This is a genomic window from Pseudonocardia lutea, assembly GCF_042658055.1.
In the GTDB taxonomy this organism is placed as follows: domain Bacteria; phylum Actinomycetota; class Actinomycetes; order Mycobacteriales; family Pseudonocardiaceae; genus Pseudonocardia; species Pseudonocardia lutea.
In genome coordinates, this window is sequence record NZ_JBHSQK010000008.1 from 131,659 (window position 1) to 157,463 (window position 25,805).

The 25,805-nt window shown below is 73.3% G+C and carries 22 protein-coding genes and 3 tRNA genes; 13 read left to right on the forward strand and 12 right to left on the reverse strand.

Going from position 1 to position 25,805, the window contains the following annotated elements; translation table 11 throughout:
- Nucleotides 1-42: 42 nt before the first annotated feature.
- The 4 genes from gltX to ACFQH9_RS05315 all read left to right on the forward strand — a co-directional run bounded on the left by gltX (nucleotide 43) and on the right by ACFQH9_RS05315 (nucleotide 1,912).
- Entirely contained in the window at nucleotides 43-1,515 is a 1,473-nt protein-coding gene (gltX, locus tag ACFQH9_RS05300) for a glutamate--tRNA ligase (protein WP_379564749.1), read from the forward strand.
- Between the two features lie 66 nt (nucleotides 1,516-1,581).
- Nucleotides 1,582-1,653, forward strand: a tRNA-Gln gene (locus ACFQH9_RS05305).
- 40 nt (nucleotides 1,654-1,693) lie between these two features.
- Nucleotides 1,694-1,766, forward strand: a tRNA-Glu gene (locus ACFQH9_RS05310).
- A 73-nt stretch (nucleotides 1,767-1,839) separates the two neighbouring features.
- A tRNA-Glu gene (locus ACFQH9_RS05315) sits at nucleotides 1,840-1,912 on the forward strand.
- A 904-nt stretch (nucleotides 1,913-2,816) separates the two neighbouring features.
- On the opposite strand, the gene ACFQH9_RS05320 is transcribed toward ACFQH9_RS05315, so the two are convergent.
- On the reverse strand, nucleotides 2,817-4,745 hold the full coding sequence (locus tag ACFQH9_RS05320; protein WP_379564773.1) for an Hsp70 family protein: 1,929 nt from the start codon (nucleotides 4,743-4,745) through the stop codon (nucleotides 2,817-2,819).
- A gap of 157 nt (nucleotides 4,746-4,902) precedes the next feature.
- Nucleotides 4,903-5,604 (reverse strand): IclR family transcriptional regulator, encoded by a 702-nt coding sequence (locus ACFQH9_RS05325; RefSeq protein WP_379564750.1) that lies wholly within the window; start codon nucleotides 5,602-5,604, stop codon nucleotides 4,903-4,905.
- Between the two features lie 76 nt (nucleotides 5,605-5,680).
- On the opposite strand from ACFQH9_RS05325, the gene leuC reads away from it, so the two are divergent.
- The 3 genes from leuC (at nucleotide 5,681) to ACFQH9_RS05340 (ending at nucleotide 8,447) form a co-directional block, all read left to right on the forward strand.
- The gene (gene leuC, locus ACFQH9_RS05330) at nucleotides 5,681-7,105 is read left to right on the forward strand and encodes a 3-isopropylmalate dehydratase large subunit (protein WP_379564751.1); all 1,425 of its coding nucleotides are present in this window, start codon (nucleotides 5,681-5,683) and stop codon (nucleotides 7,103-7,105) included.
- Nucleotides 7,105-7,695 carry a 3-isopropylmalate dehydratase small subunit gene (gene leuD / locus ACFQH9_RS05335; protein ID WP_379564752.1) on the forward strand — a complete coding sequence of 197 codons (591 nt, stop codon included), beginning with the start codon at nucleotides 7,105-7,107 and terminating at the stop codon, nucleotides 7,693-7,695. The genes leuC and leuD overlap by 1 nt, the downstream gene beginning before the upstream one ends.
- 149 nt (nucleotides 7,696-7,844) lie before the next feature.
- Nucleotides 7,845-8,447 carry an HU family DNA-binding protein gene (locus ACFQH9_RS05340; RefSeq protein ID WP_379564753.1) on the forward strand — a complete coding sequence of 201 codons (603 nt, stop codon included), beginning with the start codon at nucleotides 7,845-7,847 and terminating at the stop codon, nucleotides 8,445-8,447.
- Nucleotides 8,448-8,564: 117 nt separating this feature from the next.
- Here ACFQH9_RS05340 and ACFQH9_RS05345 read toward each other — a convergent pair whose 3' ends face one another.
- Both ACFQH9_RS05345 and ACFQH9_RS05350 read right to left on the reverse strand, forming a co-directional pair.
- Nucleotides 8,565-9,485: an NUDIX hydrolase gene (locus ACFQH9_RS05345; protein WP_379564754.1), complete on the reverse strand. Its 921-nt coding sequence runs from the start codon at nucleotides 9,483-9,485 to the stop codon at nucleotides 8,565-8,567.
- Nucleotides 9,486-9,500: 15 nt separating this feature from the next.
- Nucleotides 9,501-11,861 (reverse strand): RNA degradosome polyphosphate kinase, encoded by a 2,361-nt coding sequence (locus ACFQH9_RS05350; protein ID WP_379564774.1) that lies wholly within the window; start codon nucleotides 11,859-11,861, stop codon nucleotides 9,501-9,503.
- A 222-nt stretch (nucleotides 11,862-12,083) separates the two neighbouring features.
- Here ACFQH9_RS05350 and ACFQH9_RS05355 point away from each other — a divergent pair, with 222 nt between their 5' ends.
- Nucleotides 12,084-13,298: an FAD-dependent monooxygenase gene (locus tag ACFQH9_RS05355; RefSeq protein WP_379564755.1), complete on the forward strand. Its 1,215-nt coding sequence runs from the start codon at nucleotides 12,084-12,086 to the stop codon at nucleotides 13,296-13,298.
- Nucleotides 13,299-13,304: 6 nt separating this feature from the next.
- Here ACFQH9_RS05355 and ACFQH9_RS05360 read toward each other — a convergent pair whose 3' ends face one another.
- The 3 genes from ACFQH9_RS05360 to cofC form a co-directional block, all read right to left on the reverse strand.
- On the reverse strand, nucleotides 13,305-14,519 hold the full coding sequence (locus ACFQH9_RS05360; RefSeq protein ID WP_379564756.1) for a GNAT family N-acetyltransferase: 1,215 nt from the start codon (nucleotides 14,517-14,519) through the stop codon (nucleotides 13,305-13,307).
- Between the two features lie 167 nt (nucleotides 14,520-14,686).
- A complete protein-coding gene (locus ACFQH9_RS05365; protein ID WP_379564757.1) occupies nucleotides 14,687-15,724 on the reverse strand; it encodes a slipin family protein in 1,038 nt (345 codons plus the stop codon).
- A gap of 56 nt (nucleotides 15,725-15,780) precedes the next feature.
- Nucleotides 15,781-16,410: a 2-phospho-L-lactate guanylyltransferase gene (cofC, locus tag ACFQH9_RS05370; RefSeq protein ID WP_379564758.1), complete on the reverse strand. Its 630-nt coding sequence runs from the start codon at nucleotides 16,408-16,410 to the stop codon at nucleotides 15,781-15,783.
- 95 nt (nucleotides 16,411-16,505) lie between these two features.
- Here cofC and ACFQH9_RS05375 point away from each other — a divergent pair, with 95 nt between their 5' ends.
- From ACFQH9_RS05375 to ACFQH9_RS05385, 3 genes are all read left to right on the forward strand, one after another.
- Nucleotides 16,506-17,264 (forward strand): lysophospholipid acyltransferase family protein, encoded by a 759-nt coding sequence (locus ACFQH9_RS05375; protein ID WP_379564759.1) that lies wholly within the window; start codon nucleotides 16,506-16,508, stop codon nucleotides 17,262-17,264.
- Nucleotides 17,261-18,268, forward strand: coding sequence for an NAD(P)H-dependent glycerol-3-phosphate dehydrogenase (locus tag ACFQH9_RS05380; RefSeq protein WP_379564760.1), 1,008 nt, complete (start codon nucleotides 17,261-17,263; stop codon nucleotides 18,266-18,268). Before ACFQH9_RS05375 ends, ACFQH9_RS05380 begins: the two co-directional genes overlap by 4 nt.
- A gap of 77 nt (nucleotides 18,269-18,345) precedes the next feature.
- Nucleotides 18,346-19,452 carry a cystathionine gamma-lyase gene (locus ACFQH9_RS05385; RefSeq protein ID WP_379564761.1) on the forward strand — a complete coding sequence of 369 codons (1,107 nt, stop codon included), beginning with the start codon at nucleotides 18,346-18,348 and terminating at the stop codon, nucleotides 19,450-19,452.
- 35 nt (nucleotides 19,453-19,487) lie between these two features.
- Here ACFQH9_RS05385 and ACFQH9_RS05390 read toward each other — a convergent pair whose 3' ends face one another.
- Genes ACFQH9_RS05390 through ACFQH9_RS05410 form a run of 5 tightly spaced genes read right to left on the reverse strand, consistent with a single transcriptional unit; the run spans nucleotide 19,488 to nucleotide 23,893 of the window.
- Nucleotides 19,488-20,144 (reverse strand): nucleoside/nucleotide kinase family protein, encoded by a 657-nt coding sequence (locus ACFQH9_RS05390; protein ID WP_379564775.1) that lies wholly within the window; start codon nucleotides 20,142-20,144, stop codon nucleotides 19,488-19,490.
- A gap of 11 nt (nucleotides 20,145-20,155) precedes the next feature.
- Nucleotides 20,156-21,037 (reverse strand): sugar phosphate isomerase/epimerase family protein, encoded by an 882-nt coding sequence (locus ACFQH9_RS05395; RefSeq protein ID WP_379564762.1) that lies wholly within the window; start codon nucleotides 21,035-21,037, stop codon nucleotides 20,156-20,158.
- Nucleotides 21,034-21,789, reverse strand: a complete 756-nt coding sequence (locus ACFQH9_RS05400; protein WP_379564763.1) for an ATP-binding cassette domain-containing protein — start codon at nucleotides 21,787-21,789, stop codon at nucleotides 21,034-21,036. Before ACFQH9_RS05400 ends, ACFQH9_RS05395 begins: the two co-directional genes overlap by 4 nt.
- Complete coding sequence (locus tag ACFQH9_RS05405; RefSeq protein WP_379564764.1) at nucleotides 21,789-22,802, reverse strand: ABC transporter permease; 1,014 nt, start codon at nucleotides 22,800-22,802, stop codon at nucleotides 21,789-21,791. The genes ACFQH9_RS05400 and ACFQH9_RS05405 overlap by 1 nt, the downstream gene beginning before the upstream one ends.
- A 59-nt stretch (nucleotides 22,803-22,861) precedes the next feature.
- Nucleotides 22,862-23,893 carry a sugar ABC transporter substrate-binding protein gene (locus ACFQH9_RS05410; protein WP_379564765.1) on the reverse strand — a complete coding sequence of 344 codons (1,032 nt, stop codon included), beginning with the start codon at nucleotides 23,891-23,893 and terminating at the stop codon, nucleotides 22,862-22,864.
- Nucleotides 23,894-24,001: 108 nt separating this feature from the next.
- Here ACFQH9_RS05410 and ACFQH9_RS05415 point away from each other — a divergent pair, with 108 nt between their 5' ends.
- The gene (locus ACFQH9_RS05415) at nucleotides 24,002-25,225 is read left to right on the forward strand and encodes an ROK family transcriptional regulator (protein ID WP_379564766.1); all 1,224 of its coding nucleotides are present in this window, start codon (nucleotides 24,002-24,004) and stop codon (nucleotides 25,223-25,225) included.
- A gap of 47 nt (nucleotides 25,226-25,272) precedes the next feature.
- A partial coding sequence (locus ACFQH9_RS05420; protein WP_379564767.1) for a YdeI/OmpD-associated family protein occupies nucleotides 25,273-25,805 on the forward strand: 533 nt, incomplete at its 3' end.

The window sequence follows — 25,805 nt, forward strand, 5'->3', positions numbered from 1 at the left end:
CGCGCGATCGGGCTGCGGCGCCAGGGATACGCTGGCCCCACCATGAGTACAGTTCGCGTCCGCTTCTGCCCGTCGCCCACCGGGACCCCGCACGTGGGGCTCGTCCGCACCGCCCTGTTCAACTGGGCGCACGCGCGGCACCACCAGGGCACCTTCGTGTTCCGGATCGAGGACACGGACGCGCAACGCGACAGCATCGAGTCCTACGAGGCGATCCTCGACGCGCTGCGCTGGCTCGGCCTCGACTGGGACGAGGGTCCGGAGAAGGGCGGCCCGCACGGCCCGTACCGGCAGAGCGAGCGGCGCGACCTCTACCGGGACGCCCTCGGCCGGCTCGTCCGGGCCGGCGAGGTCTACGAGTCGTACTCCAGTGCCGAGGAGATCGAGGCGCGGCACCGGGCGGCCGGACGCGACCCCAAGCTCGGCTACGACAACGCCGACCGCGACCTCACCGAGGAGCAGAAGCAGGCCTTCCGCGCCGAGGGCCGCAAGCCGGTCTTCCGGCTGCGGATGCCGGACCGCGACATCACCTTCACGGACATGATCCGCGGCGAGATCACGTTCAAACGGGGCCAGGTGCCGGACTTCGTGCTCGCCCGCGGCGACGGCACCCCGCTCTACCCGCTCACCAACCCGCTCGACGACGCGCTCATGGACATCACGCACGTCCTGCGCGGCGAGGACCTCCTCTCCTCCACCCCCCGGCAGATCGCGCTGCTCGAGGCGCTGCAGCGCGTCGGGATTGGCAACGGCCCGTTCGTCTACGCACACCTGCCGCTGGTGACCGGCGAGGGCAACCGCAAGCTGTCGAAGCGCGACCCCGAGTCGAACCTCTTCCACTACCGCGACCGCGGTTTCGTGCCGGAGGGCCTGCTCAACTACCTCGCCCTGCTGGGCTGGTCGATCGCCGAGGACCGGGACGTCTTCTCCCTCGACGAGATGGTCGCCTCCTTCGACGTCTCCCGGGTGTCGTCCAACACCGCCCGTTTCGACCTGAAGAAGGCCGAGGCCATCAACGCCGCGCACCTGCGGGCGCTGGAGCCGGCCGACTTCGCCCGACGCCTGGTCCCGTACCTGGCGCGCGAGGGCGTCACCGTCTCCGCCGACGACGCCGTCCTCGCCGCCGCCGCGCCGCTCGTCCAGGAGCGCAGCCAGGTGCTCTCGGACGCCGCGCGGATGCTGAAGTTCCTGTTCGTCGCGGACGAGGACTTCGAGCTCGACGCCGACGCCGCCGCCAAGACCCTGGGCGCCGACGCCGTCCCGGTCCTCGACGCCGCGGTGAAGGGCCTCGAGCAGGTCGCGGACTGGACGGCCGTGGCCATCGAGGAGTCGCTCAAGGCCTCGCTGGTCGACGGGCTGGGCCTCAAGCCGCGGAAGGCCTTCGGTCCGGTGCGCGTTGCGATCAGCGGCCGGACCGTGTCGCCGCCCCTGTACGAGTCCATGGAGCTGCTCGGGCGCGAGCGCTCGATGCGCAGGCTGGGGGGTGCCGTACAGGCCTCGGAGGGCGTGGTCTAGAGTCTTCTCTGCAAGGGACGCGGACACCGGAACTGCTCCGGCAGCCCGCCGGTGGGCGTGTCTCCTTGGGGTATGGTGTAATTGGCAGCACGACTGATTCTGGTTCAGTTAGTCTAGGTTCGAGTCCTGGTACCCCAGCGGAAACACACCCGTTTCCATCGGTTGTACGGCCAGCCGCGGCCCCGTCGTCTAGCGGCCTAGGACGCCGCCCTCTCAAGGCGGTAGCGCGGGTTCAAATCCCGTCGGGGCTACTCGAAGGTCCTCATCCCGGTTCGCCGGGATGGGCATCTTCGCAGGTGGAAGCAGTACGAGGTGTTGTCCCAGGGCCCCGTCGTCTAGCGGCCTAGGACGCCGCCCTCTCAAGGCGGTAGCGCGGGTTCAAATCCCGTCGGGGCTACTCGATGATCCCCATTCCGGTTCTCCGGGGTGGGGATCATCGCATTTCCGGAACATTCTCCCGGTCGCGCTCTCACGGCGCCGGCGCGATTCTTCCGGTGCGCGGGAAGGCAGTGACGACTCGGCTCGACGCGGACGCATCGCACAGTGAGAGGAGCACCACGGTCGTCCGGAGGGCGTCGAAGAACGGTGGTGCTCATCGCAGTTCTGCGCTCACCATCGGCATCGTCGAGAGGGACCTCAGGGCTGTCGGGAGGGCTCACGGACAGCCGTGACGTCCCTCTCGGCGTGCCGACGACGGGCGCGCTCGGACGGCCCGTGGACCGTGTCACGCAGGTCCTGCCCGAGTCGGGAGCGCGTCGAGCACACCGTGATCGGCGGTGTTGTGCAGTGTGGGTTGTACGGGGCGCTGCAAGTCCACGCAGCCGCCGATCATCGACGTTGGCGGCCGGTCGACGGCGGCACGAGCCGGGATGGGGCCGTGCGCGCCGCCGTGAGCGCGCGCACCCGGTGATTACCAACTCGAACGGCCGGTCGACGGCGAGTGGCGCTGCCACAAGCGCACCCCGACGCCGATTGTGGACACGAACAACGGGCCCGACGGCCGTAGGGAGCTGGACCTGCGGGCGAGTTGCGCCGCCGCGAGGGCGCGTAGCCGGATGATCACCGCGGACGGCCGGTCGACGAGCGCACGCGCAGGAACTGAGGGCAACGCGCGGCGCCGCGAGCGCACCTAGCCGACGATCATCGACGCTGGCCGCCTGGCGAGCGCCGCTGTCAGCCGGTCGCTAGGCGCTCATCCGGTGCCCACTCCGAAGACTCAGCTCTAGGCCGAAACCATCGCCGGGCTCGTTGGGCGACGACTACCGATGTCGTATCGGTCGTCAACGTCGGCCGAATGCTGACTACGGCGGCGTCGTCGTCGTAGTCGGGGCCGGAGGCTGTGTCGTCGTCGTCGGTGGCGGAGAGGGCGTAGTGGTCGGAGGAGGTGACGGTTTCGTCGTGGGCGGAGGAGGAGCCTCGGTTGTCGGTTGCAGCGTGGGAGGCGGAGGCAGGACCGGCGGCGGGTTCTGTACCGGCGCTTGGGGTCGCGGGCCCGCAGGCTTGTTGTTGCCCGGCTCCGCTGCCGGCGCCGGCTCCTCGGGCGGAGGGGGGAGGGTGGTGGTGGGGGCCGGGGAGGCGGGCTCGGGGGTGGGGACCGGGGCGATGGCGCTGCTGTCGATCCGGGTGTTGGCGTTGCTCACGGGGCTGCTGTCCGGCCACAGCGCGACCCCCGCGACCAGCGCGACCGCGGCGACCAGACCGCCCGCGCCGATCATGATGAAGGGGGAGCGGGCCTTGCTCGACGACGTGTCGTCGTACTCGGCGTAGGAGTCGAAGAGCCCGCCGCCGACCGCGGGGCGGGCCGGCGGCCCGTCGAGCCGGGTGGCGCCGGCGCTGGTCGGCAGGGCCTCGGTGACCGCCTCCGAGTTGTCGCCGGAGTAGGGGTCGTAGGTGGGGTCGGCGTACGCGCCGCCGCCCGGCAGCGGACCGCCCTGACCAGGGTGTCCGGGCTGCCCGCCCCACATCTCGGTGGCCCCCGGTGCCCACTGCCCGGTGGCCCCCGGCGCCCACTGCTCCGTGGCGCCCGGCGGCGCCCAGGCCCCGGTCGCCGCGAGCTGGGTGGGCGGCCCGCCGTCCGCGCCGACGACGCCCTGGACGCCGGTGTACGCCCCACCGGCCGCGAGCGCGCCACCCACCGCCGGGTGTGCGCCCGTGGCACCGAGGAGCGCCTGCGGGAGGAAGGCCAGCACCGCGCCCTTGGCGATGGCGTTCTTCGGGTCCGTGTCGACCGCGACCGGCCGCCCGAGCTGCTCGGACACCAGCTGCGCGACGAGCGGGATCCGGGAGGACCCGCCCACCAGCAGCACCGCGCTGAGCCGCTCCGGCTCGGTGCCGGCGGACTCGACGGCCCGGCGCAGCGCGTCGACCGTCTCGCCGATCGAGGGCCGGATGGCCTCCTCGAACTCGCTGCGGTGCAGCCGGACCGACCCGCGGTGCGCGGGCATCAGCACCGGAATGGTGACCTCGGTGTCCGCCGAGAGCGCCTCCTTGGCCTCGGTGCACTCGCGCCGCAGCCGGGCGACGGCGGCGAGCACGGCCGGGTCGGTCTCGTCGATGCCGTCGAACGCCTCGGGCGCGCCCTCGGCGACGTGGTCGAACACGACCTGGTCGAAGTCGACGCCGCCGAGGTGCTCCAGGCCCTCGGGCCGCCCGAGCAGGCCGAACCCGCCGTCCTTGCGGACCACGGCCGCGTCGAACGTGCCGCCCCCGAGGTCGTAGACGGCGATCGTCGAGCCGGTGGGGACCCGTTCGCCGGCCGCGTAGTGCAGCGCGGCGGCCTGCGGCTCCGCCAGGAACGTCACGGTGAGGCCCTGCGCGTGCGCGGCGGCCGCCATGAGGTCCCGCTTGTGCGTGCCCCACGAGGCCGGGTGCGTGACGGCGATGCGGTCGGCCGGGCCGCCCTCCTGCATCGCGACCTTGTCGACCACCCAGCGCAGGAGCCGGGCGCAGAGCTCTTCGGCGGCCCAGGCGCGGCCGCCGACCACGATCGGGGTCGGGTCGCCCACGCGCCGCTTGAACTCGCGCACCACACGGTCGGGGTTCGTCACCGCCCGGCGCTCGGCGGCCTCGCCGACGAGCACCTCCCCGTCGGGACCCAGGAAGAGCACGGAGGGGACGTCGGTGGAGCGGTCGCCGAGCGACACCATCTCGGGCGACCCGGGCCGGTCGGCACGCGAGACCGCCGCGGCGGTCCTGGTCGTGCCCACGTCGACACCGAGCAGGTAGGTCATCGTCACCGTCTTCGGTCGGTCCTCGGCGCGCCGACGTGCCTGGGGAGCGGGCGCCCGTCCTCTCTGTCCATCGACAGCGTGGTGGATCACGTTAGCGTCACGGACCGCCCGATCCGGGCATCGGGCACCGCGCCTGCGCCACGCGGTGTCACCGGAGCTACAGACGGTGCTGCAGTGCCTCCGCGGCCGCCAGCAGGTCCGCCGCCCACCGCACGCCCGGCCGCCGCCCGATCCGGTCGACCGGGCCCGACACCGAGACGGCCGCGACGACCTGGCCCTGCGCGTCCCGTACCGGCGCCGAGACACTGGCCACCCCGGACTCCCGCTCGGCGACGCTCTGCGCCCAGCCCCGGCGCCGGACGTCGACCAGCACCCGCTCGGTGAAGGTCGCGGTGGCGAGCACGGCACGCTGCGTGGCGGGATCGGCCCAGGCGGCGAGCACCTTCGCCCCGGAGCCGGCGTTCATCGGCAGCCGGGTGCCGATGGGCACGGTGTCCCGCAGTCCGGACGCGGGCTCGGCCGCCGCGATGCAGACCCGGTGCATGCCGTCCCGCCGGTAGAGCTGCACACTTTCCCCGGTGATGTCGCGCAGCCGCGGCAGCACCACGCCCGCGGCCTCGAGCAGCGGGTCCGAGTGGCCGCCCGCGAGCTCGGCGAGGGTGGGGCCGGGGCGCCAGCGCCCGTCCGACCCCCGCTGCAGCAGGCCGTGCACCTCCAGGCCGACGGCCAGCCGGTGCGCGGTGGCACGGGGCAGGCCGGTGGCCTCGCAGAGCTCGGAGAGCCCCATCGGCTCGTCCGCCGCCGCACGTAACACCCCCACGGCCTTGTCGAGCACGCCGATGCCGCTAGACTGTCTCACGTCTCGATATTAGCTTCCCACGATCTGGGAAACCACCACCGGGACGCACAGCTCACACGCGAAGGAGGCGGCAGCGGTGGGACGCACGCTGGCCGAGAAGGTCTGGGACCAGCACCTGGTCCGCAAGGGCGCGGAAAACGGTGCAGGGCAGGAGCCCGACCTGCTCTACATCGACCTGCACCTCGTGCACGAGGTCACGAGCCCGCAGGCGTTCGACGGGCTCCGCCTCGCCGGCCGGAAGGTCCGCCGCCCGGACCTCACGCTCGCCACCGAGGACCACAACGTCCCGACGCTCGACGTCCTCGCCCCGATCGCCGACCCCGTCTCGCGCACGCAGGTGGAGACCCTGCGGCGCAACTGCGAGGAGTTCGGCGTCCGGCTCTACCCGATGAACCACGCCGAGCAGGGCATCGTGCACGTCGTCGGGCCGCAGCTGGGGCTGACCCAGCCGGGCACCACGGTCGTCTGCGGCGACTCGCACACCTCCACGCACGGCGCGTTCGGCGCGATGGCCTTCGGCATCGGCACCTCCGAGGTGGAGCACGTGCTGGCCACCCAGACGCTGCCGCTCAAGCCGTTCAAGACCATGGCGATCAACGTCCACTCGAAGGACGGTCGGCTGCGCCCGGGCGTCACGAGCAAGGACGTCGTGCTGGCGATCATCGCGCAGATCGGCACCGGCGGCGGCCAGGGCTACGTGCTCGAGTACCGGGGCAACGTCATCGAGAACCTCTCGATGGAGGCCCGGATGACGATCTGCAACATGTCGATCGAGGCCGGCGCCCGGGCGGGCATGATCGCCCCGGACGAGACCACCTTCACCTACCTGAAGGGCCGCGACCACGCGCCGAAGGGCGCGCTGTGGGACGAGGCGGTCGAGGCCTGGCGCGAGCTGCGCACGGACGCGGACGCGGTGTTCGACGCCGAGGTGGACATCGACGCGGACGCGCTGACCCCGTTCGTCACCTGGGGCACCAACCCCGGCCAGGGCCTGCCGCTGGGCGAGACGGTGCCGGACCCGGAGAGCATCGTCGACGAGAACGAGCGCGTGGCCGCGGAGAAGGCGCTGGCCTACATGGGCCTCGAGGCGGGCCAGCCGCTGCGCTCGATCAAGGTCGACACCGTGTTCGTCGGCTCCTGCACCAACGGGCGGATCGAGGACCTGCGGGCCGCCGCGGAGATCCTCGACGGGCGGCAGATCGCCGAGGGCGTCCGGATGCTGGTCGTGCCCGGCTCGATGCGGGTGCGCTTCCAGGCCGAGGAGGAGGGCCTGGACAAGGTCTTCACCGCCGCCGGCGCCGAGTGGCGCTCCGCCGGCTGCTCGATGTGCCTGGGCATGAACCCGGACCAGCTCGCGCCGGGGGAGCGCAGCGCGTCGACCTCCAACCGCAACTTCGAGGGCCGCCAGGGCAAGGGCGGCCGCACCCACCTGGTCTCCCCGTTGGTCGCCGCCGCGACCGCGGTGCGCGGGACCCTGAGCTCGCCGGAGGACCTGAGCTGATGGACAAGTTCTCGACCCACACCGGGATCGGCGTCCCGCTGCGCCGGTCCAACGTGGACACCGACCAGATCATCCCGGCCGTCTACCTCAAGCGCGTCACGCGCACCGGGTTCGAGGACGGGCTGTTCTCGGCCTGGCGCAACGACGAGTCGTTCATCCTCAACCAGGAGCCCTTCTCCCGCGGGTCGGTGCTGGTGGCGGGGCCGGACTTCGGCACCGGCTCCTCGCGCGAGCACGCCGTCTGGGCCCTGATGGACTACGGCTTCCGCGTGGTGATCTCGGCGCGCTTCGCCGACATCTTCCGCGGCAACTCGGCCAAGGCCGGGCTGGTCGCGGCGCAGGTCGAGCAGCCGGACGTCGAGCTGCTGTGGAAGCTGCTGGAGAACGAGCCGGGCACCGAGGTGACCGTCGACCTGCAGGAGAAGACGGTGCAGGCCAAGGACCTGACCGTGCCCTTCGAGATCGACGACTACATCCGCTGGCGCCTGCTGGAGGGGCTCGACGACATCGGGCTGACCCTGCGCCACGAGGACGCCATCGACGCCTTCGAGCGCTCGCGGCCCGCGCACAAGCCGGTCACCACGGCCTGAGCGACACCCCGACGGAGCACCGCCGTCGGCACTGCGCGTGACCACAGTGGTCACGCACGGTGCCGACGGCGGTTTTTCGTTGTGCCCCAACGTCTCTTCGGCGCTCAGGCCCTTGGCGAATGGAGGAGGAGGCTCTACCGTGCGGGGCCATGAACAAGACCCAGCTGGTGGACGCGCTGGCGGCGCGCCTCGGTGACCGGCGCACCGCGGCGTCCGCAGTGGACGGAGTGCTGGACATCATCGTGGACACGGTCGGCTCCGGCGGCTCGGTGACACTCACCGGCTTCGGGGTGTTCGAGGCGCGGGCGCGGGCCGCGCGCGTGGCACGCAACCCGCGCACGGGCGAGACGGTCCCGGTGCCGCCGACCACGGTGCCGTCGTTCCGCCCGGGCACGGCCTTCCGCACCACGGTGGCCGGCAACGACGGTGCCGCCGCCGGCGCGAAGCGGGCCCCGGCCCGGGCGCCGCGCCCTGCCGCGGCTCGCGCGGCCCGGTCCTCCGGCCCCGTCGCCGCGGAGGAGGCCGTCGAGACGCCCGCGGTGCCGAGGAAGACGGCCCGCTCCACGGCCGCCAAGGCGACCGCGGCCAAGGCCAGGACGACCGAGAAGGCGCCCGCGAAGACGACGGAGAAGACGACCGACAAGCCGGCCGCGAGGAAGTCCGCCAAGGAGCCGGCGGTCAGGGTCACCAAGGAGCCGGCGGCCAAGGTCACCAAGGACAAGCCCGCCAAGAAGGCCAAGGCGAAGAAGTAGCGCTCGACCGCGTCATGGTTCCACAACGGACCCCGAGACCGCTGACCAGCGCGTTATGGTTGCACAACGCGCCCGGAAGCCGGTCTCGGGAGCGCTATGGCTCCGGAGTGCGTGGAGTCAGGTGGGGCTGGGGTAGTAGTCCGCGGTGCGGAGGGCGCCCGTGCTGTCCGTCGTGAGCACCCAGGTGCTGCCCTTGCGGGAGGGCACGGGGGTCTTCTCCGGGTCCGGCACGCCCGTGATCGCGGCGTCCGACTCGTCGAGCAGCGTCTCGACCACGTCCGGGATCACCCCGCCCTGGCTGCACAGCACCGTGACGCCGGGCCGGGCGAGCAGGGCGCGGAAGCGGGCGAGCCCGGCGGTCGGGTCCACCCAGTAGCCCTCCTCGCCGAGCAGCGGCTCGCGCTCGATCTTCAGGCCGTGCAGCGAGGCGTACGGGGCGATCGTGTCCACGCAGCGCACCGGCGTCGCCGAGTGCAGGCGCTCCGGCGCGAACCCGTCGAGGAACCCGACCAGGTGCTCGGCCTGGCTGCGGCCGACCCCGGAGAGCGGGCGCAGGTCGTCGTCGCCGTCCCAGTCCTTGCGGCTGCCGGCCTTCGCGTGCCGGACCAGGAGCAGCACCGTGGCCGGGGGCGTGAACCGCCGGAGGACCTCGACGTCGTGGGCGTAGCTCAGCCGCGCGGCGGCGTCGGCGGGCGTGACCCAGACCAGCTCGTCGATCTCGGTGTTCGAGCTGAACTCCGGCGCCTCGAGCGCCTCGGCCGCCCAGTACCGCACGAGCTTGCTGCCCTCGGGGACGAGGTAGCGGACGTCGCCGAGCCGGGCGCCCAGCCGGGCCCGCACGCCCGTCTCCTCCCAGGTCTCCCGCAACGCGCAGGCGGCGAGGGTCTCGCCGTTGTCGAGCTTGCCCTTGGGCAGGCCCCAGTCGTCGTACTTCGGCCGGTGCACCAGTGCGACCAGCGGGCCGGCGTTCCCGGCGCGCCAGAGCACCGTGCCCGCGGCGAGCACGTCGGCCCCGAGCGCGGCGTAGAGGTCAGACATCCGCGCCGCCGACCGTCACTCGTCGACCTGGGACCGCGACGCGTGCGCGATCATGAGCTCCGCCTGGTGGTCGCGCACCTTCTCCAGATCCGTGCCCTTGGGCGGCGAGGGCTCCCAGGAGCCGTCGCCCTCCAGGGTCCAGCAGCGCGTGGCGGGGTCGAGGCAGGAGTCGAAGACCTCGCCGAGCTGCGCGGCGAGCTTCGGGTCCGCCACCCGCAGCAGCACCTCGACGCGGCGATCGAGGTTGCGGTGCATCATGTCGGCGCTGCCGATCCAGTACTCGTCCGCCGAGCCGAAGTGGAAGATCCGCGAGTGCTCCAGGAAGCGCCCGAGGATGGAGCGGACCTGGATGTTCTCCGACAGCCCCGGCACGCCCGGGCGGATCGCGCAGATCCCGCGGACCACGACGTCGACGGGCACCCCGGCCTGCGAGGCCCGGTACAGGGCGTCGATCACCTGCTCGTCGACCAGCGAGTTGACCTTGATCCGGACCCGGGCCGCGGCGTCGCCGGCCCGGTGCGCCTCGATCTCGTCCTCGATGCGGCGCACGATCCCGCGCCGCACGCCGTAGGGCGCCACGAGCAGGCTCCGGTAGGAGGTCTGCCGCGAGTAGCCGGTGAGCGAGTTGAACAGGTCCGTGAGGTCGGCGCCGATCGTCGGGTCGGCGGTGAGCACGCCGATGTCCTCGTAGAGCCGGGCGGTCTTCGGGTTGTAGTTGCCGGTGCCGATGTGGCAGTAGCGGCGGATCGTCGAGCCCTCCTGGCGCACGACCAGCGCGGTCTTGCAGTGCGTCTTCAGGCCGACCAGCCCGTAGACGACGTGCACGCCCGCCTTCTCCAGCTCGCGCGCCCAGCGGATGTTGGCCTGCTCGTCGAACCGCGCCTTGATCTCCACCAGTGCGACGACCTGCTTGCCGGCCGCCGCCGCGTCGATCAGGGCGTCGACGATCGGGGAGTCGCCCGAGGTCCGGTAGAGCGTCTGCTTGATCGCCAGCACGTTCGGGTCCGCCGCGGCCTGCTCGACGAAGCGCTGCACGCTCGTCGAGAAGGAGTCGTACGGGTGGTGGACCAGCACGTCCCCGTCCCGCAGGGTGGCGAAGACGCTGCGCGGGGTCTCCCGCTCGCCGAACGCGGGGTGCGTGGCGGGGCGGAAGGGCTCGTCCTTGAGGTCCGGCCGGTCGGCGCCGTAGACCTCCCAGAGGCAGGTGAGGTCGAGCAGCCCGGGCACGGTGACGACGTCGCCCGGATCCACGTCCAGCTCGCGCAGCAGCAGCTCCAGCACGTGCTCGGACATGGTGTCGACGACCTCGAGCCGCACGGGCGGGCCGAAGCGTCGGCGCGCGAGCTCGCGCTCGAGGGCCTGCAGCAGGTCCTCGTCGCGGTCCTCCTCGACCTCCAGGTCGGCGTTGCGGGTCACGCGGAAGGCGTGCACCTCGGCGACCTCGAGGCCCGGGAACAGCTCGCCGAGGTGGGCGGCGATGAGGTCCTCGATGGGCAGGAACGTGACATCCCGGCCGGGCCTGCCCTCGTCGTCCTGCACCCGGACCAGGCGGGGGACGTTGTTGGGCACCTTGACCCGCGCGAAGCGCTCCGTGCGGCTGTCGGTGTCCCGCACCGTGACGGCCAGGTTCAGCGACAGGCCCGAGATGTACGGGAAGGGGTGCGCGGGGTCGACGGCCAGCGGTGTGAGCACCGGGAAGACCTGCGCGGCGAAGTAGTCCGACAGCCGCAGACGCTGGGTGTCCGACAGGTCGCTCCAGCGGCGGATGTGGATGCCGTTCTGGTCGAGCTCGGGGCGGACCTCGTCGAGGAACACCCGCGCGTGCGCCTCGGACAGCTGCTGGCTGCGCTCGGCGATCTTCACCAGCTGCTCGCGCGGGGAGAGGCCGTCGGCGCTGCGCACGGCCAGGCCGGTCTCGTCGCGACGCTTCAACCCGGCGACCCGGACCATGTAGAACTCGTCGAGGTTGCTGGCGAAGATCGCGAGGAACTTCGCGCGCTCGAGCAGCGGCTGGCTGGTGTCCTCGGCCAGCGCGAGCACCCGGGCGTTGAAGTCCAGCCAGGAGAGCTCGCGGTTGAGGTAGCGGTCGTCGGGCAGCCCGCTGGGCGCGGCGACCGTGGTCGGTGCGGGCGGCCCGATCGGGGCGGCGCCGGCGCCGTTGGCCGGGGAGGCGGCGGCCGGGGCGGTGGCGGTGCTCGCGCTCGTGGGGACCGGCGCCGGTCCGGGCGCCACGGTCTCGACCCGGGCGCCGGACCGCGAGGCACGCACCGGGGTGGCGCGGCGCGGGGCCGGCTTCTTCGCGGTCGTCCGGCGGCGGCCGTTGCTCCCGGCGGCTCCGGTCTCGGTGTTCTCGGGGCCCGTGCTCACCGGCGGGATTCTTCCGCACCCACCGCCCCTCCGACCCGTCGGAGCGACCGACATCCGGGTGAACTCTCGGTCACGGGCGGGTCTCGAATGGCGGTTGACCTGCGGAGGCGGGGTGGGTTGTGCCGGACATCGCAGGCCTCGACGGCGGTCGACGGCATGACCGGCTCCCCCGGACCCCGTGCTCGGCGGGCGAAGCCCGGCGGGGAATGCGTGACTGGCACGATGACCACCATGCGCATCGCGTGCGTCGGCGCCGGGCCCGGCGGACTGTTCCTCGCCATTCTCGCGCGAAAGCTCCCCGGGGCTCCTGAGGTCACGGTGTACGAACAGGCCGCGGAAGGCGCGCCGCGCGGCTGGGGCGTGGTGTTCTGGCCGGACCTGATGGAACAGGTCGAGGCCGTCGACCCGCCGTTCGCCGAGTCGCTCCGGGAGTTCCGCTACACCTGGCACGACCAGGTCGTCGAGGTCGACGGTTCCGAGGTCCGGTTCACCGCGTCGGGTTTCGCCATGGGGCGGCACCTCATGCAGAAACTGCTCGTCGACCGGGCGCGGGAGGTCGGCGTGCGGATCGAGTTCGACCGGCGGATCGAGCGCGCGGCCGACCTCGAGGGGTACGACCTGGTCGTGGCGGCCGACGGCGTGCGCAGCGGCCTGCGGGAGCAGGCGCCGGGCATCCGGACGGTGGTCACGGAGGGGCACAACCGTTACATCTGGCTCGGCACGGAGAAGCAGTTCTCCTCGTTCACCTTCCCGTTCGTGAGGAGCCGGGCCGGCTGGCTGTGGGCGCACGCCTACGCGTTCGGCGAGGCCGGCAGTACCTTCATCGTGGAGACCACGGAGGAGACCTGGCGCGCCCTCGGGCTGGACGCGCTCGGGCCGGACGAGACGCTCCGCCTCCTCGAGTCGACCTTCGCCGACCAGCTGGCGGGCCACAAGCTCGTCCTGCAGGAGGAGGCACGCGAGACCGCGCCCTGGCGGCGGTTCGCGACGGTCCGGAACTCGGCCTGGACGGACGGGACGCTCGCGCTGGTGGGCGACGCCGCCCACACGACCCACTTCAGTGTCGGCTCGGGCACCCGGCTGGCCCTGGAGGACGCGATCGCCCTGGCGCGGCACCTGGAACGGGCCCCGTCCGTCGCCGCCGCCCTGGCCGGCTACGGGGCCGAGCGTGCCGAGGCCCTGGAGGTGACGGCGCGGCAGGCCCGGTCGAGCGCGGCCTGGTTCGAGGCCGTCCCGCAGTACGTCGAGCGCCCGGTCCGGGACTTCGCCCGCCTGCTGATGGAGCGGCGGCGCCTCGTCGCGCGCCGGGCGCCAGGGCTCTACCTCGCGCTGCACCGGTTGACGACCGTTCCCGTCGTCGGCGGGCTGATCAACCGGGGGCTCGCGGTCAGCCGGGCCGTGGCGCCGCGCGTGGTCGGCCCGCTCCGCCGTCGCTTCGCGAGCTGACCGCGATCAGGACGCGCGGCGGGGTACCAGCGCGCGTACGTCCTGGACCAGCGCGGCCGCGATCTGCGTGGGCGGTTCGCGGTGGGCCCGCGCCCGCAGCACCCCGGGCAGGTACCGGGTGAGCAGGGGCGTCGAGACCACCTTCAGTCGGCCGTAGGCGTGGGTGGCGTGCCGCGCGGCCACCGGGACCAGCCCGCGGACCGTGCACGGCACGAACCGGGTGTGCCGGGTCGTCTCCCGGTCGGACCAGCGCATCTTGTAGTCGAACGCGTCGATGCGGAAGTCGAAGTCGAGGCCGAGGTCGAACGCCAGCCGCACGCACTCCTCGATCAGGACGTTGCCCGCGCCCAGCGCCGCGCGCGACTCGTCGAAGGCCATGACGAAGCCCTCCACCGTACGCGCCGAGCGGTAGCAGACCGACGCCGAGACCAGCTCGTCGTCGACGGTCACGCCGACCACCAGTGGGCGTACCTGCGCCGGTGCGGGCATGCGGTCGAGCAACTCGTGGAAGAAGACCTCGCCCGATCCCTCGCTGATCCACGGCGCGGTCTTGTGCCGGCGGACGAGCCACTCCCGCTTGCGCGCGAAGATCCAGTCGAGGGCCCGGTGGCCGAAGGCCGGATCGTCGTCGGAGGTGCGGAAGGCGACCGCGCCGGCCTTCTGGAGGCGCTTGCGGTTGCGCCGCATCTCCCACCGCAGCTTCTGGGGACGGGTGGCCATCCACGCGTCGAACCCGTCGCCGGGACGCAGGGCGACCGGGGACGTCGTCGTGGAGGCGAAGGCGAGCGCGGCGAAGCGACCACCGACCGGGAGCGGGGCGTTCGGCTGATGGTGGACGGCGAGCACGTCGGCGAGCCGGGTCGCCTCCGCGGTCGCGAGCGCGAGGGCCTCCTCGGCATCCTCGCCGGGACGGACGACGGGGACGGCGTACTCCTGCGTGCTCCGGTTGCCCAGGTGGGTGGCCACCGTGTGGCCGCGCCCGCGTTCGACGTGCAGGGGCCAGACGAGCAGGAGCTCGTCCCCCCGACGGACGGTGACGACGGTCAGCCGGGAACCGCGGGGCTCCGCGAGTCGGGTCCACGCGACCCGGGAGTAGAGGAAGGTCTGGCTCAGCGAATGATCGGGAATGGTGCTGAGCAGTTCGGCCCATTCGTTCTCGAGGGCATCGAGTTCGGCCGTCGAGCGCAGGACCTCGACGGCAGGACGACTCCGGGAAACCATGCCAGGGGACTCCGACCTCGGGGCGGGCTCGAATCACGGGCGGCCGCGGCGTCGTCTTCACCTCGTCGGCTACCGGAGAAGCGAGCCTAAAGCAGGGCCGGAGGTGCCGCGATTCGGGTCGGAGCGCCCGAATTGCCCGGCAACGGCGGCCGCGCTTCCTCCGGGTCTCACATCGGCCCCGGCACGATGACCCGATGCTCGCCTCCCTCGTGCTGGTCGCCCTCGTCGTGCTCGCTGCGGTCAGCGGGGAGACCGGGCTGGGCGGGGCGGTCGCGCTCGCCGCCGTCGCGGTGCTGTGGTTCCTCGTCAACGGTCGTATGGAGGGACCGGTCCTGGTCGTCGTCGCCCCGACCCACGGGGTCACCGGCGGGGATCTCGCCGGGATCGCCGCGCTGCTCGTCGCCGGCTGGCGGGCGGCTGCCGTTCTGCGCCGGAGACGGTCCGTCTGAGGGCGTCCACCGCTCCAGGAACCGCAGCAGCTCCACGGGGAAGGGCAGGACCACGGTGGAGTTCTTCTCCGCCGCCACCTCGACGACGGTCTGCAGCAGCCGCAGCTGCAGGGCGGCGGGATGGCTGGTCATCACCTCGGCCGCCTGCGCCAACTGCTGCGAGGCCTGCAGTTCGCCCTCGGCGGTGATCACCCGGGACCGCCGCTCGCGCTCGGCCTCGGCCTGGCGCGACATCGACCGCTTCATCGACTCCGGCAGCACCACGTCCTTGATCTCCACGCGGTCGATGTGCACGCCCCAGCCGACCGCCGGATTGTCCAGCATCAGCTCGAGGCCCTGGTTGAGCCGCTCGCGGTTGGACAGCAGGTCGTCGAGCTCGCTCTTGCCGATGATCGAGCGCAGCGAGGCCTGCGCGACCTGCAGGATCGCCGAGCCGTAGTCCTGCACGTCCACCGCCACCCGCACGGGGTCGACCACGCGGTAGTAGACGACGGCGTCGACCCGGACGGTGACGTTGTCGCTGGTGATCCCGTCCTGGGCGGGGACCGGCAGGGTGATCACCTGCATGTTGACCTTCTGCATGCGGTCGGCCACCGGGACCAGCAGCGCGAGCCCCGGACCTCTCGTCTGCGGCTGCAGCCGGCCGAACCGGAACACCACGCCCCGCTCGAACTGCTGCACCACCCGGACACTGGTCGCGGCACCGATCAGCACGGTCAGGGCCACGGCGAAGAGGACGATCCAGAGAACGGTCATGACACGCCTCCCTGCAGGCCCGGATTATCGACCCGCGTCCGGCGCTTGACCAGGGGTTACCGGCAGACGAACAGCCCGGCCGTCCGCGGCCCGACGCCCAGCGCGCAGGCCTCCCGGAGATCGGCCTCCGTGTCGACGTCCCGGCGCAGGCCGGGCAGCTCGCCGTCGAGCGGGACGGCGCCCGACGCTCGGTGCGCGGCCGCCGAACCGGGTCCGAAGCGCGGGTCCAGCGGGGCACCGGTGGGGGCGAGGAGCAGGGTGGTGCCGTCGCCCCGGGCATCGGCGCAGAAGGCCCTGTCCGACGCGTGCGCGAGCGCCTCGTCGAGCTCCTCGGGCCTGAGCGCGGGGAGGTCGGCCTGGAGCGCACCGTGCGGCAGGTCGCGCGGGAGCAGCGCGGCGCCGTGCACCAGGGCGGCGTTGAGCCCGGCCGCCGGCTCGTCCCGGACGATCCGCACCCCCGTCCCGGCCAGCTCCCGCCCGACGGTCTCGTCGCTCGTCACGACGACGACGGCGGCCACCCGGTCGGCGGCCAGCACGGCGTCCAGGGTGTCCAGGGCTAGCGCGAGAGCGAGCTCGGCGTGCCGGGCCGGGTCGCCCACCCCGCCGTCGGCCGCTCCGCGCAGCCGGGACTTGGCCGCGTCGAGCCCCTTGACGGGCACGACCAGACCCACTTCGCGGCTGCTCACCCCACCATCGTTCCACCCGCCCGAGGGTGTCGGTGGACCGCGCCCGGGCGGGCAGGGAAGGATCGGCGTCGATCCACGACGGGAGAGGGGCAGCGGTGGCGCGCGAGAAGGGTGGGTTCTGGGTCGGGCTCGCGGCGGCGGTCTTCTACCCGCTGTCGTACCTGGCGGGACGCCCGGACTACCAGGGCCGTGAGCACCTGCCCGCGGAGGGCGGCGCGCTGGTCGTGGCGAACCACATCTCGTACCTGGACCCGGTGTACACGGCGCTGTGGGTGCACACCGCCCGCCGGGTGCCACGGTTCCTGGCCAAGGCGAGCCTGTGGAAGATCCCGGTGTTCGGGAAGGTGCTGATCGGCAGCGGGCAGATCCCGGTCTACCGCGACTCCGCCGACGCGCAGCAGAGCCTCTCCGCCGGCGTCGAGGGCCTGGCGAACGGCAAGGTCGTGGTGATCTACCCGGAGGGCACGATCACCCGGGACCCCGAGGGCTGGCCGATGCACTCGCGCACGGGCGCGGCGCGGCTCGCGCTGTCCTCGGACGTGCCGGTGTTGCCCATGGTCCACTGGGGAACCCGGGAGGTGTACGACCACTACAACAAGAAGGTCCGGCCCCTCCCGCGCAGGCGGATCACGGTGCGGGCCGGCGAGCCGATCGACCTGTCCGCCTACCGCGGCCGGCCGATCGACGCCACGATCCTCCGCGAGGTGACCGAGCTGTTCATGACCCGCTGCAAGGAGCTGCTGGCCGAGGTCCGGGACGAGACGCCGCCGCCGGGCTTCTACCGCCGGGCCGCCGAGGGCCGCACGGCGGAGGCCGCAACCCCCGAGGCCGAGCGGAACGGCGGGCCGGCGTGACGGCGCTCGCGAAGATCGCGGTCCTCGGCGCCGGGTCGTGGGGCACGGCGTTCGCCAAGGTCGTCGGCGACGCCGGCCGCCAGGTCGTGCTCTGGGCGCGGCGGCCCGAGGTCGCCAAGGCGATCCGCGACACCCGCCAGAACCCCGACTACCTGCCCGGCATCCGGCTGCCGGACACCCTCTCGGCGACGTCGAACGCCGCGGCCGCGCTCGAGGGCGCCGACGCCGTCGTCCTCGCCGTGCCGTCGCAGACGCTGCGGGCGAACCTGGCGCACTGGAAGCCGCTGCTCCCGCCGGGACGGACGCTGGTGAGCCTGGCCAAGGGCGTCGAGCTGGGCACGCTCAAGCGGATGAGCGAGGTGATCGCGGAGGTCGCGGCCGTGCCCGCGGACCAGATCGCCGTCGTGTCCGGGCCGAACCTGGCGCGGGAGATCGCGCAGGGGGAGCCGACGGCCACGGTGATCGCGTGCATTGATCACGAGCGGGCCGTGGAGCTGCAGTCCGCGACCTCGAACGACTACTTCCGCTCCTACACCAACACGGACGTGGTGGGCTGCGAGCTGGGCGGCGCGGGCAAGAACGTGATCGCGCTGGCCGTCGGGATCGCGGCGGGGATGGGGTTGGGCGACAACAGCCGCGCCTCGCTGATCACGCGCGGGCTGGCCGAGACCGCCCGGCTGGGCGCCGAGCTGGGCGCGGACCCGCTGACCTTCGCCGGGCTCGCCGGGCTCGGGGACCTGGTGGCGACGTGCTCCTCGCCGCTCTCCCGCAACCGCACCTTCGGCGAGCACCTGGGCCGCGGCGAGACCCTTGCCCAGGCCGAGGCGGCCAACCACGGACAGGTCGCCGAGGGCGTCAAGTCGTGCGTGTCGATCTGCGAGCTCGGGGAACGGCACGGGGTGGAACTGCCGATCGCCGACGCCGTGCGGCGGGTGTGCCACGAGGGCTACTCCGCCACCGCCATGGCGAAGGAACTGATCTCGCGGGCGCCGAAGCCCGAGTAGCCGCGGCTGCGCCGCCCGTGCGCGGCTCGTGGTGCTCCGGCACCGCTGCCGGTGCACGACCGAGGACGAGGAGACCCATGGACGGGGACGGGACGCGCTGCGTCTGGGGCGGGCACCCGCCGGGTGCGGTGGGCGAGCCCGTGCACCCCGGCCCGGTGCTGTCGGCGACCTTCGAGCTGGGGCTCCCGCACGACCCGCAGCCGGAGTTCTTCTACGGCCGTGCCGACAACCCGACCTGGCGCGCGTACGAGACCGCGGTCGGGGAGCTGGAGGGCGGCGAGTGCGTCGCGTTCGCCTCCGGGATGGCTGCGCTGTCCGCGGTGATGCGGCTGTGCGCCCGCCCCGGCACCGCGGTCGTCCTGCCCAGCGACGGCTACTACATCGCCCGGCTCGTCGCGTCCGAGGAGCTCGCGCCGATGGGGGTGGAGGTCCGGGAGTTCGGGACGGCGGGGGCGTGGGAGCCACTCCACGGCGCCTCGCTGGTGCTGCTCGAGACGCCGTCGAACCCCGGGCTCGAGGTGTGCGACATCCGCGCCATCGCCGACGCCGCGCACGCGGCCGGGGCGATGGTGGCCGTGGACAACACCACGGCGACGCCGCTCGGGCAGAAGCCGTTGCCGCTCGGCGCCGACTTCGTGATCGCCAGTGACACCAAGGCGCTGTCCGGGCACGGCGACGTCGTGCTCGGGCACGTGACCTGCGCCGACCCGATCCTGGCCGGGCGGGTCCGGGCCGCGCGCACCCGCAGCGGCGCGATCCCGGGGCCGATGGAGATCTGGCTGGCGCACCGCGGGCTGGGCACGCTGGACCTGCGGCTGGAACGGCAGGCGAAGAACGCGCACGCGCTGGTCCAGGCGCTCCTCGGGCACCCCGCGGCGTCGGACGTCCGGTGGCCCGGGCTGCCGTCCGACCCCTCGCACGCGGTGGCCTCGAAGCAGATGCGGCGCTGGAACGGGATCCTGCGGTTCACCCTGCCCTCGGCCGAGGCGGTGGGCGAGTTCCTCGCGGCCTCGCACCTCGTCTCGTCGTCGACGAGCTTCGGCGGGCTGCAGACCTCCGCGGACCGGCGGGAACGGTGGGGGGACGCGGTGCCGCCCGGCCTGCTCCGGGTCTCCGCGGGCTGCGAGGACACGGACGACCTGGTCGCCGACGTGCTCGGCGCCCTGGACGCGGTGCGGATCTGAGCAGTCCGGTCGCGCCGAGGCGCGACCGGAACTGCTCACAACCGGACGAGGACGTCCGCCCGCGTGCGGGTCGACTCGATGAGCCGGGCGTTGGGCTCGTCCGTCGTCGCCACCCAGTGCCGGGCGAGGTCGGGGCTCTTCCCGAACCGCACGTGCCGGTCGACCAGCCGCTCGGTGCGCAGCGCCTCGTCGATCTCCACGAACCACACCTCGTCGAGCGCGGCCCGCGCCGCCCGCCACGCCGGGTCGTCGAGCAGCAGGTAGTTCCCCTCGGTGACGACGACCCGGCAGGCCGGGTGCACCGGGATCGAGCCGGCGACGGGCTGCTCGATCTCCCGGTCGAACGCCGGGGCGTACACCGGCGGGGCGTCCGGCGCGGGGACCTCGCGCAGCCGGTTCAGCAGGGCCGCGTACCCGGCGGCGTCGAACGTGTCCGGCGCACCCTTGCGGTCCCGCCGCCCGAGCCGGTCGAGCTCGACGTCGGCCAGGTGGAAGCCGTCCATCGGCACGTGCGCGACCCAGCCGGCGTCGAGCCCCGGCGGCGGGGCGGCCGCGAGCGCGGCCACCAGGGACTCCGCCAGCGTGGTCTTGCCCGCCCCGGGGCTGCCCGCGATGCCCAGCAGGACCCGCCGGTCGGCCGGGCCGGCCGCGAGTGCCAGGGCCCGGTCGACCAGCTCGTCGAACCGCTCGATGCGCACGGCGACTACCGGCGGGCGGCGGCCGCGAGCCCGTCGGCCAGGAAGCTGCGGGCGTGCCGGGCGAGGTCGGCGCCGTCGTCCCACAGGTTGCGCCAGACGGCGAGGTCCGCCGACAGGCCCGGGGCGACGACGGCCGAGGAGAAGGACTCGAAGGTCACCGGTCCGGTGTAGCGGATGTCGGCCAGCGCGTGGAAGAACGACGTGAAGTCGAGGTGCCCGGAGCCCAGGTAGCCGCGGTGGTTCTCGCCGATGTGCACGTACCCGAGCCGGTCGCCGACCTCGAGCACCGGGCGGACGAAGTCGGCCTCCTCGATGTTCATGTGGTACGTGTCGAGGTGGACGAGCACGTTGTCGGCGCCGATGTCGTCGGCCAGCCGCAGCGCGTCCCGCGCGGTGTTGACGACGTTGGTCTCGTAGCGGTTGCACACCTCGAGGCCGAGGGTCATCCCGGCGCCGGCGGCCTCCGCGGCCAGCTCCCGCAGCACCCGCACCACGTTGGCCCGGCCGGCCGCGCTCAGCGGCGCGGAGTACTTGCCCAGCGCGCTGTACAGCGCCCCGGTGAAGTGCGTTCCGCCCAGGTCGCGCGTGACCTGCAGGGAGTCGGCAAGCAGCTTCGCACCCCGGTCGACGACGGCGGGGTCGTCGCTGGAGACGTCGGCGTCGAAGGCGAGGCCGCGGGAGCAGGCCACCTGCAGCCCGGCCTCCTGGAGCGCGGCGCGGGCGCGGGGCACGTCGAGGTTGACCGAGTCGTGCAGGGACAGCTCGAGCAGGTCGAAGCCGGCCTCGGCGGTCTGCCGCACGGCGGTGTCGACGGACTCGGGGGAGGTGTCGCCGACCCAGACCAGGGCGTGCACACCGAGGGAGTTGGCGATGGGGGCAGTGCTCATGATTCCTTCGCTCCGGTGATGAGGGCGACGATCTCCTCGCCCGTGGTCTCGGCGGTGCGGCGACCGGCGACGCAGCGGCCGCCGCGCATCACCCACACCTGGTCGGACAGGCGCATGACCTGCGCGAAGTCGTGGCTGATCACCAGGACGGCGTGCCCGTCGGCCCGCAGCTTCGTGATCAGCTCCTCGACCCGCGCGGTCTCCTGGACGCCCAGCGCCGCGGTCGGCTCGTCCATGATCACGAGCTTGCTGGAGAAGCCGGCGGCCCGGCAGATCGCCACGGCCTGGCGCTGCCCGCCGGACAGCCGTCGCACCCGGGAGTCGACCGCGGGGACGTTGACGGCGAGGGTGGACACCATCTCCTGCGCCTGCCGCCGCATCGCCTTGCGGTCGAGCAGGGCGACCGGGCCGACGCCGCGGGTGATCTCGCGGTTGAGGAACAGGTTCTGCCAGACCGTGAGGTCCTCGACGAGCGCGAGGTTCTGGTGCACGGTCTCGATGCCGGCGAGCCGGGCGTCCTCCGGGGACCGGAAGTCGATCGGCGCGCCGTCGAAGACGATCTCGCCGGAGTCCTGCCGGTGCACGCCGCTCATGCAGCGCACGATCGTGGACTTGCCGGCGCCGTTGTCGCCGACGAGCGCGGTGATCTCGCCGCGGCGCAGGTGGAGGTCGACGCCCTTGAGGGCGCGGACGCTGCCGAAGGACAGCTGGACGTCGCGGACGTCGAGCAGGATGTCGGGGGTCGTGGACATCAGCGCCGGAACCTCGCGAGCAGGGCGGCGAGCACGACGACCGTGCCGACCGCGACGGGCTGGTAGAAGGGCGAGACCCCGAGCAGGGTCAGGCCGTTGGTGAGGGCGGTGAGCAGCAGCGCGCCGAGGACCGGGCCGAGGATCGTGGCCCGGCCGCCGGTGAGCGCGACGCCGCCGAGCACGACCGCCGCCACCGAGTTGAGCAGGAAGGAGGTGTTCGACGCCGGCTCGGCCGCCCCGACACGCGCCACCAGCAGGACCGCGGCGACGCCGGCCAGCACCCCGGCGATCGTGTAGACCGCGATCTTGATGCGGGGCACCGAGATGCCGGTCGCGGTGGCCGCCTCCGCGGACCCGCCCGCCGCGAGCACGTGTGTGCCGAACCGGGTGCGGAACAGCACGACGTGCGCGACGACCGCGAGCACGACCGCCACCAGGAACGACCAGCCCAGGACACCGAGCCCCGTGCTGGACAGCCGCAGCAGGAAGCGGTTGACGATGGTGACCGGCTTGCCGTCGGACAGCACCAGCGCCGCGCCCGAGGCCGCCGACAGCGTGCCGAGCGTGACGATGAAGTCGGCGATCTTGCCCTTGCCGACGAGCAGGCCGTTGACCACGCCCACCAGCGCCCCGGCGACCAGGGCCACGGCGATGCACGCGACCACCGGGGCACCCGCGGAGAACGCCAACCCGAACGCCACCGCGGCGAACGTCATCGTCGAGGCCACCGACAGGTCGATGCCGCCGGTCGCGATGACGAAGGTCTGGCCGAGCGTCAGCACGATGAGGATCGCCGAGGCGGTCAGCATCGCCGAGACGTTGCCGAGGGTGAGGAAGGTCGGGTTGGCGATCTGGAAGACGACGACCAGCACCACCAGGCCGATCGCCGCGGCCCACTCCGCCCAGAAGCCGACGTCGCGCACGGTCGCGGCGAGACGGGGCCGTCCGGGCTCGGCCGGTGGGACGGCCTCGGCCGGTGGCCGTTCGGGCGCCGTGCTGGAGGGGGAGGTCATCGCTGTCGCTCCTCGCGGATCGTGGGCGGGCCTGGGCGGAGGCGGGTCGGTGCCGGGCCTCAGCCCAGCGGGTTCTCGAAGGGCGCGAACGGCGCCGGGTAGGCGGCCTTGGCCTGGTCGACCACGTCGGCGGTCACCAGGGCGACCGGGGCCTTGACGTCGGCCGGCAGCTGCGCGCCGGACATCGCCTTCTGGCAGGCCTGCAGGCCCATCTGGCCGATCGCGTACGGGTACTGCGCGACGGTCGCGGTGAGCTCGCCGGACTTGACGGCGTCGAGCGCGTCGGAGTTGCCGTCGACGCTGACCACCTTGATCTGGCCGGACTTGCCGGCGTTGGCGACGGCGCGGGCGGCGCCCAGGCCCATGTCGTCGTTCGCGGCGAAGATGCCCTTGAGGTCGGGGTGCGCGGCGATGAGGTCGGTCGCGGAGGTGAGGGCCTTCTGCCGCTCCCAGTCCGCGGAGACGGTCGGGACCAGGGTCAGCCCGGCCGCCTGCGCCTTCTCGGTGAAGCCGGAGATCCGCGCCTCGCTGGTCACGTCACCGGCGATGCCGCCGATGACCGCGACGGTCCCGCTGCCGACGGCCTTGACCATCTCGTCGCCGGCCATGGCGCCGGCGTCGGCGTTGTCGGTGCCGATGTAGGTGGCGACCTTCAGCCCGGCGGCGTCGGCGGCCTGGCTGTCGATCGGGCTGTCGATGTTGACGACCGGCACGTCCTTGGCCGCGACCTGCGCCAGCCCCTGGACCAGGTTGTTGCCCGAGATCGGGTTGACCACGAAGCAGCCGAAGTCCTGCTGGCTCAGCGCGGACAGCCGCTCGGCCTGGCCGGTGGTGTCGGTGATGGACTGGGCGGCCTGCACCTCGACGGTGGCGCCCGCCGTCTTGGCCTGCGCGTTCAACCCGTCCTGCATGAGCTGGAAGAACGGGTTGTCGAGGCCCTTGATGACGGCGGCGACCGGCTTGGTCGCCGAGGCGTCACCGCCGGCGGCGCCGCCGGTGGGGCCGTCGGAGCCGCAGGCCGCGAGGGAGATCAGGGCGGTGCCGGTCAGGACGGCACCGAGGGCACGCATGTGCCGGGGGTGAACACGCATCGTCGCGCCTCCTTCTGTCGTTGGGGGAACACTAAGAAGCTCTTTTCGCTCAGTCAAGAGCAAAATTCAGCCTTGATACGTACGGCACAGTACGGATACCGTGCAGGCATGGACGGAGCGACGGTGCTGAGCGAGGGGGCGCGGGTCCTGCTGCACGACCTGCGCGGTACGCCGCCGCTGACCCGGGCGCAGGTCGGTGACCGCACGGGCTGGTCCCGGGGCACCGTCAACGCCCGGCTCGACGAGCTGATCGGTGCCGGGCTGCTGCGCGAGTGCGGCCTGGTCGAGGGTGCGCGCGGACGTCCGGCGGTCCTGTTCTCGATCAACCCCGACGCCGGCGACCTCCTCGTCGGCCACATCGGGGCCTCCGGCGCGCAGCTCGCCCGCTGCGACCTCACCGGCGGGATCCTCGCCCGAGAGTCGGTCGCCCTCGACGTCGGCGCGGGTCCCGAGGTGGTCCTCGGCCTGCTCGAGGAGCGGTTCGCGGTCCTTCGGGCCGACGTGGAGCGGCCCCTGTGGGGGGTCGCGGTCGGCCTGCCCGGGCCGGTGCACTTCCCGACCGGCCGGGTCGTCTCGCCGCCGATCATGACGGGCTGGGACGGCTTCGACGTCCCCGGCCGGCTCGGCGCCACGTTCGAGGTGCCGGTGCACGTGGAGAACGACGCCAACGCGATGGCGTGGGGGGAACGCTGCCTGGCCCCCGAGCCCGGGCCCGACGATCTGCTGTTCGTCAAGGTCGGGACCGGGGTGGGCGCCGGGATCGTCGCCAACGGGCGGATCCTGCGCGGCGCGCAGGGCGCCGCCGGGGACCTCGGGCACACCTTCGTCGACGCCGGCGAGGACGGCCCGCCGCCCTTGTGCCGCTGCGGCAAGTCCGCGTGTCTCGAGGCCTACGCCGGCGGCTGGGCGATCGCCCGTGATCTCGGCGACCTCGGCGACGGGCGCCCGCGGACGGCCCTCGACGTCGTGGCGCTGCTGCGGGCCGGCGACGCCCGGGCGATCCAGCGGGTCCGGGCCGCGGGCCGGGTCCTCGGCGTCGGGCTGGCCCAGGCGGTGAGCCTGCTGAACCCCTCGGAGATCGTCGTCGGGGGCCCGCTCGCCGCCGCGGGCGGTGAACATCTGCTGGCCGGGATCCGGCAGCACGTCGCGGCCCGCTCGCTCCCGCTCGCCACCCAGGACCTGCGCATCCGCGTGACCCGCCACGGCGACGACGTGGGTCCGGTCGGCCTGGCCGACGCGCTCGCCGCGCGCCTGTTCGAGCCGGACACCCTCGCCCGCGTCCTGTCGCGGGGGACGGGCGGGCTCGTGCCGGCCGCACCGGTCGGCGGGTAGTCACCGCTCGTCCTCCCGACCGGCTAGCGTCGCGGTCGGGGGTGTTGATGAACGACGACGTGGTCGACGCGACCACCCCGCAGCAGTGGCGCGCGTGGCTGGTGGAGCACGCGTCCACCGCCCGCGAGGCGTGGGTGGTCATCCCGCACGCCCGCTCGGGCCGGCCCGGGCTGACGCAGCGGCAGGCCCTCGAGGAGGCCCTGTGCTTCGGCTGGATCGACGGCCTCTCCCGCAGGCACGACGCGTCGTCGCGACGGCAGCGGTTCAGCCCCCGGAGCCCGCGCAGCGCGTGGAGCACGATCAACCGCGAGCTCGTCGCGCAGCTGATCGCGGAGGGGCGGATGACCCCGGCCGGGCAGGCGATGATCGATCTCGCCCAGGCGAACGGGATGTGGACGCTTCTCGCCGACGCCCAGGCCGGGATCGTGCCTCCCGATCTCCGCTCCGCGCTGGACGACGACCCGGCCGCCGCCGCGGGGTGGGAGGCGATGTCGCCCTCCGCCCGCCGGGCCCACCTCGAGGCGCTTGCCCGAGCGAAGAAGCCGCAGACCCGGGTGCGACGGATTGCGACGATCGTGGC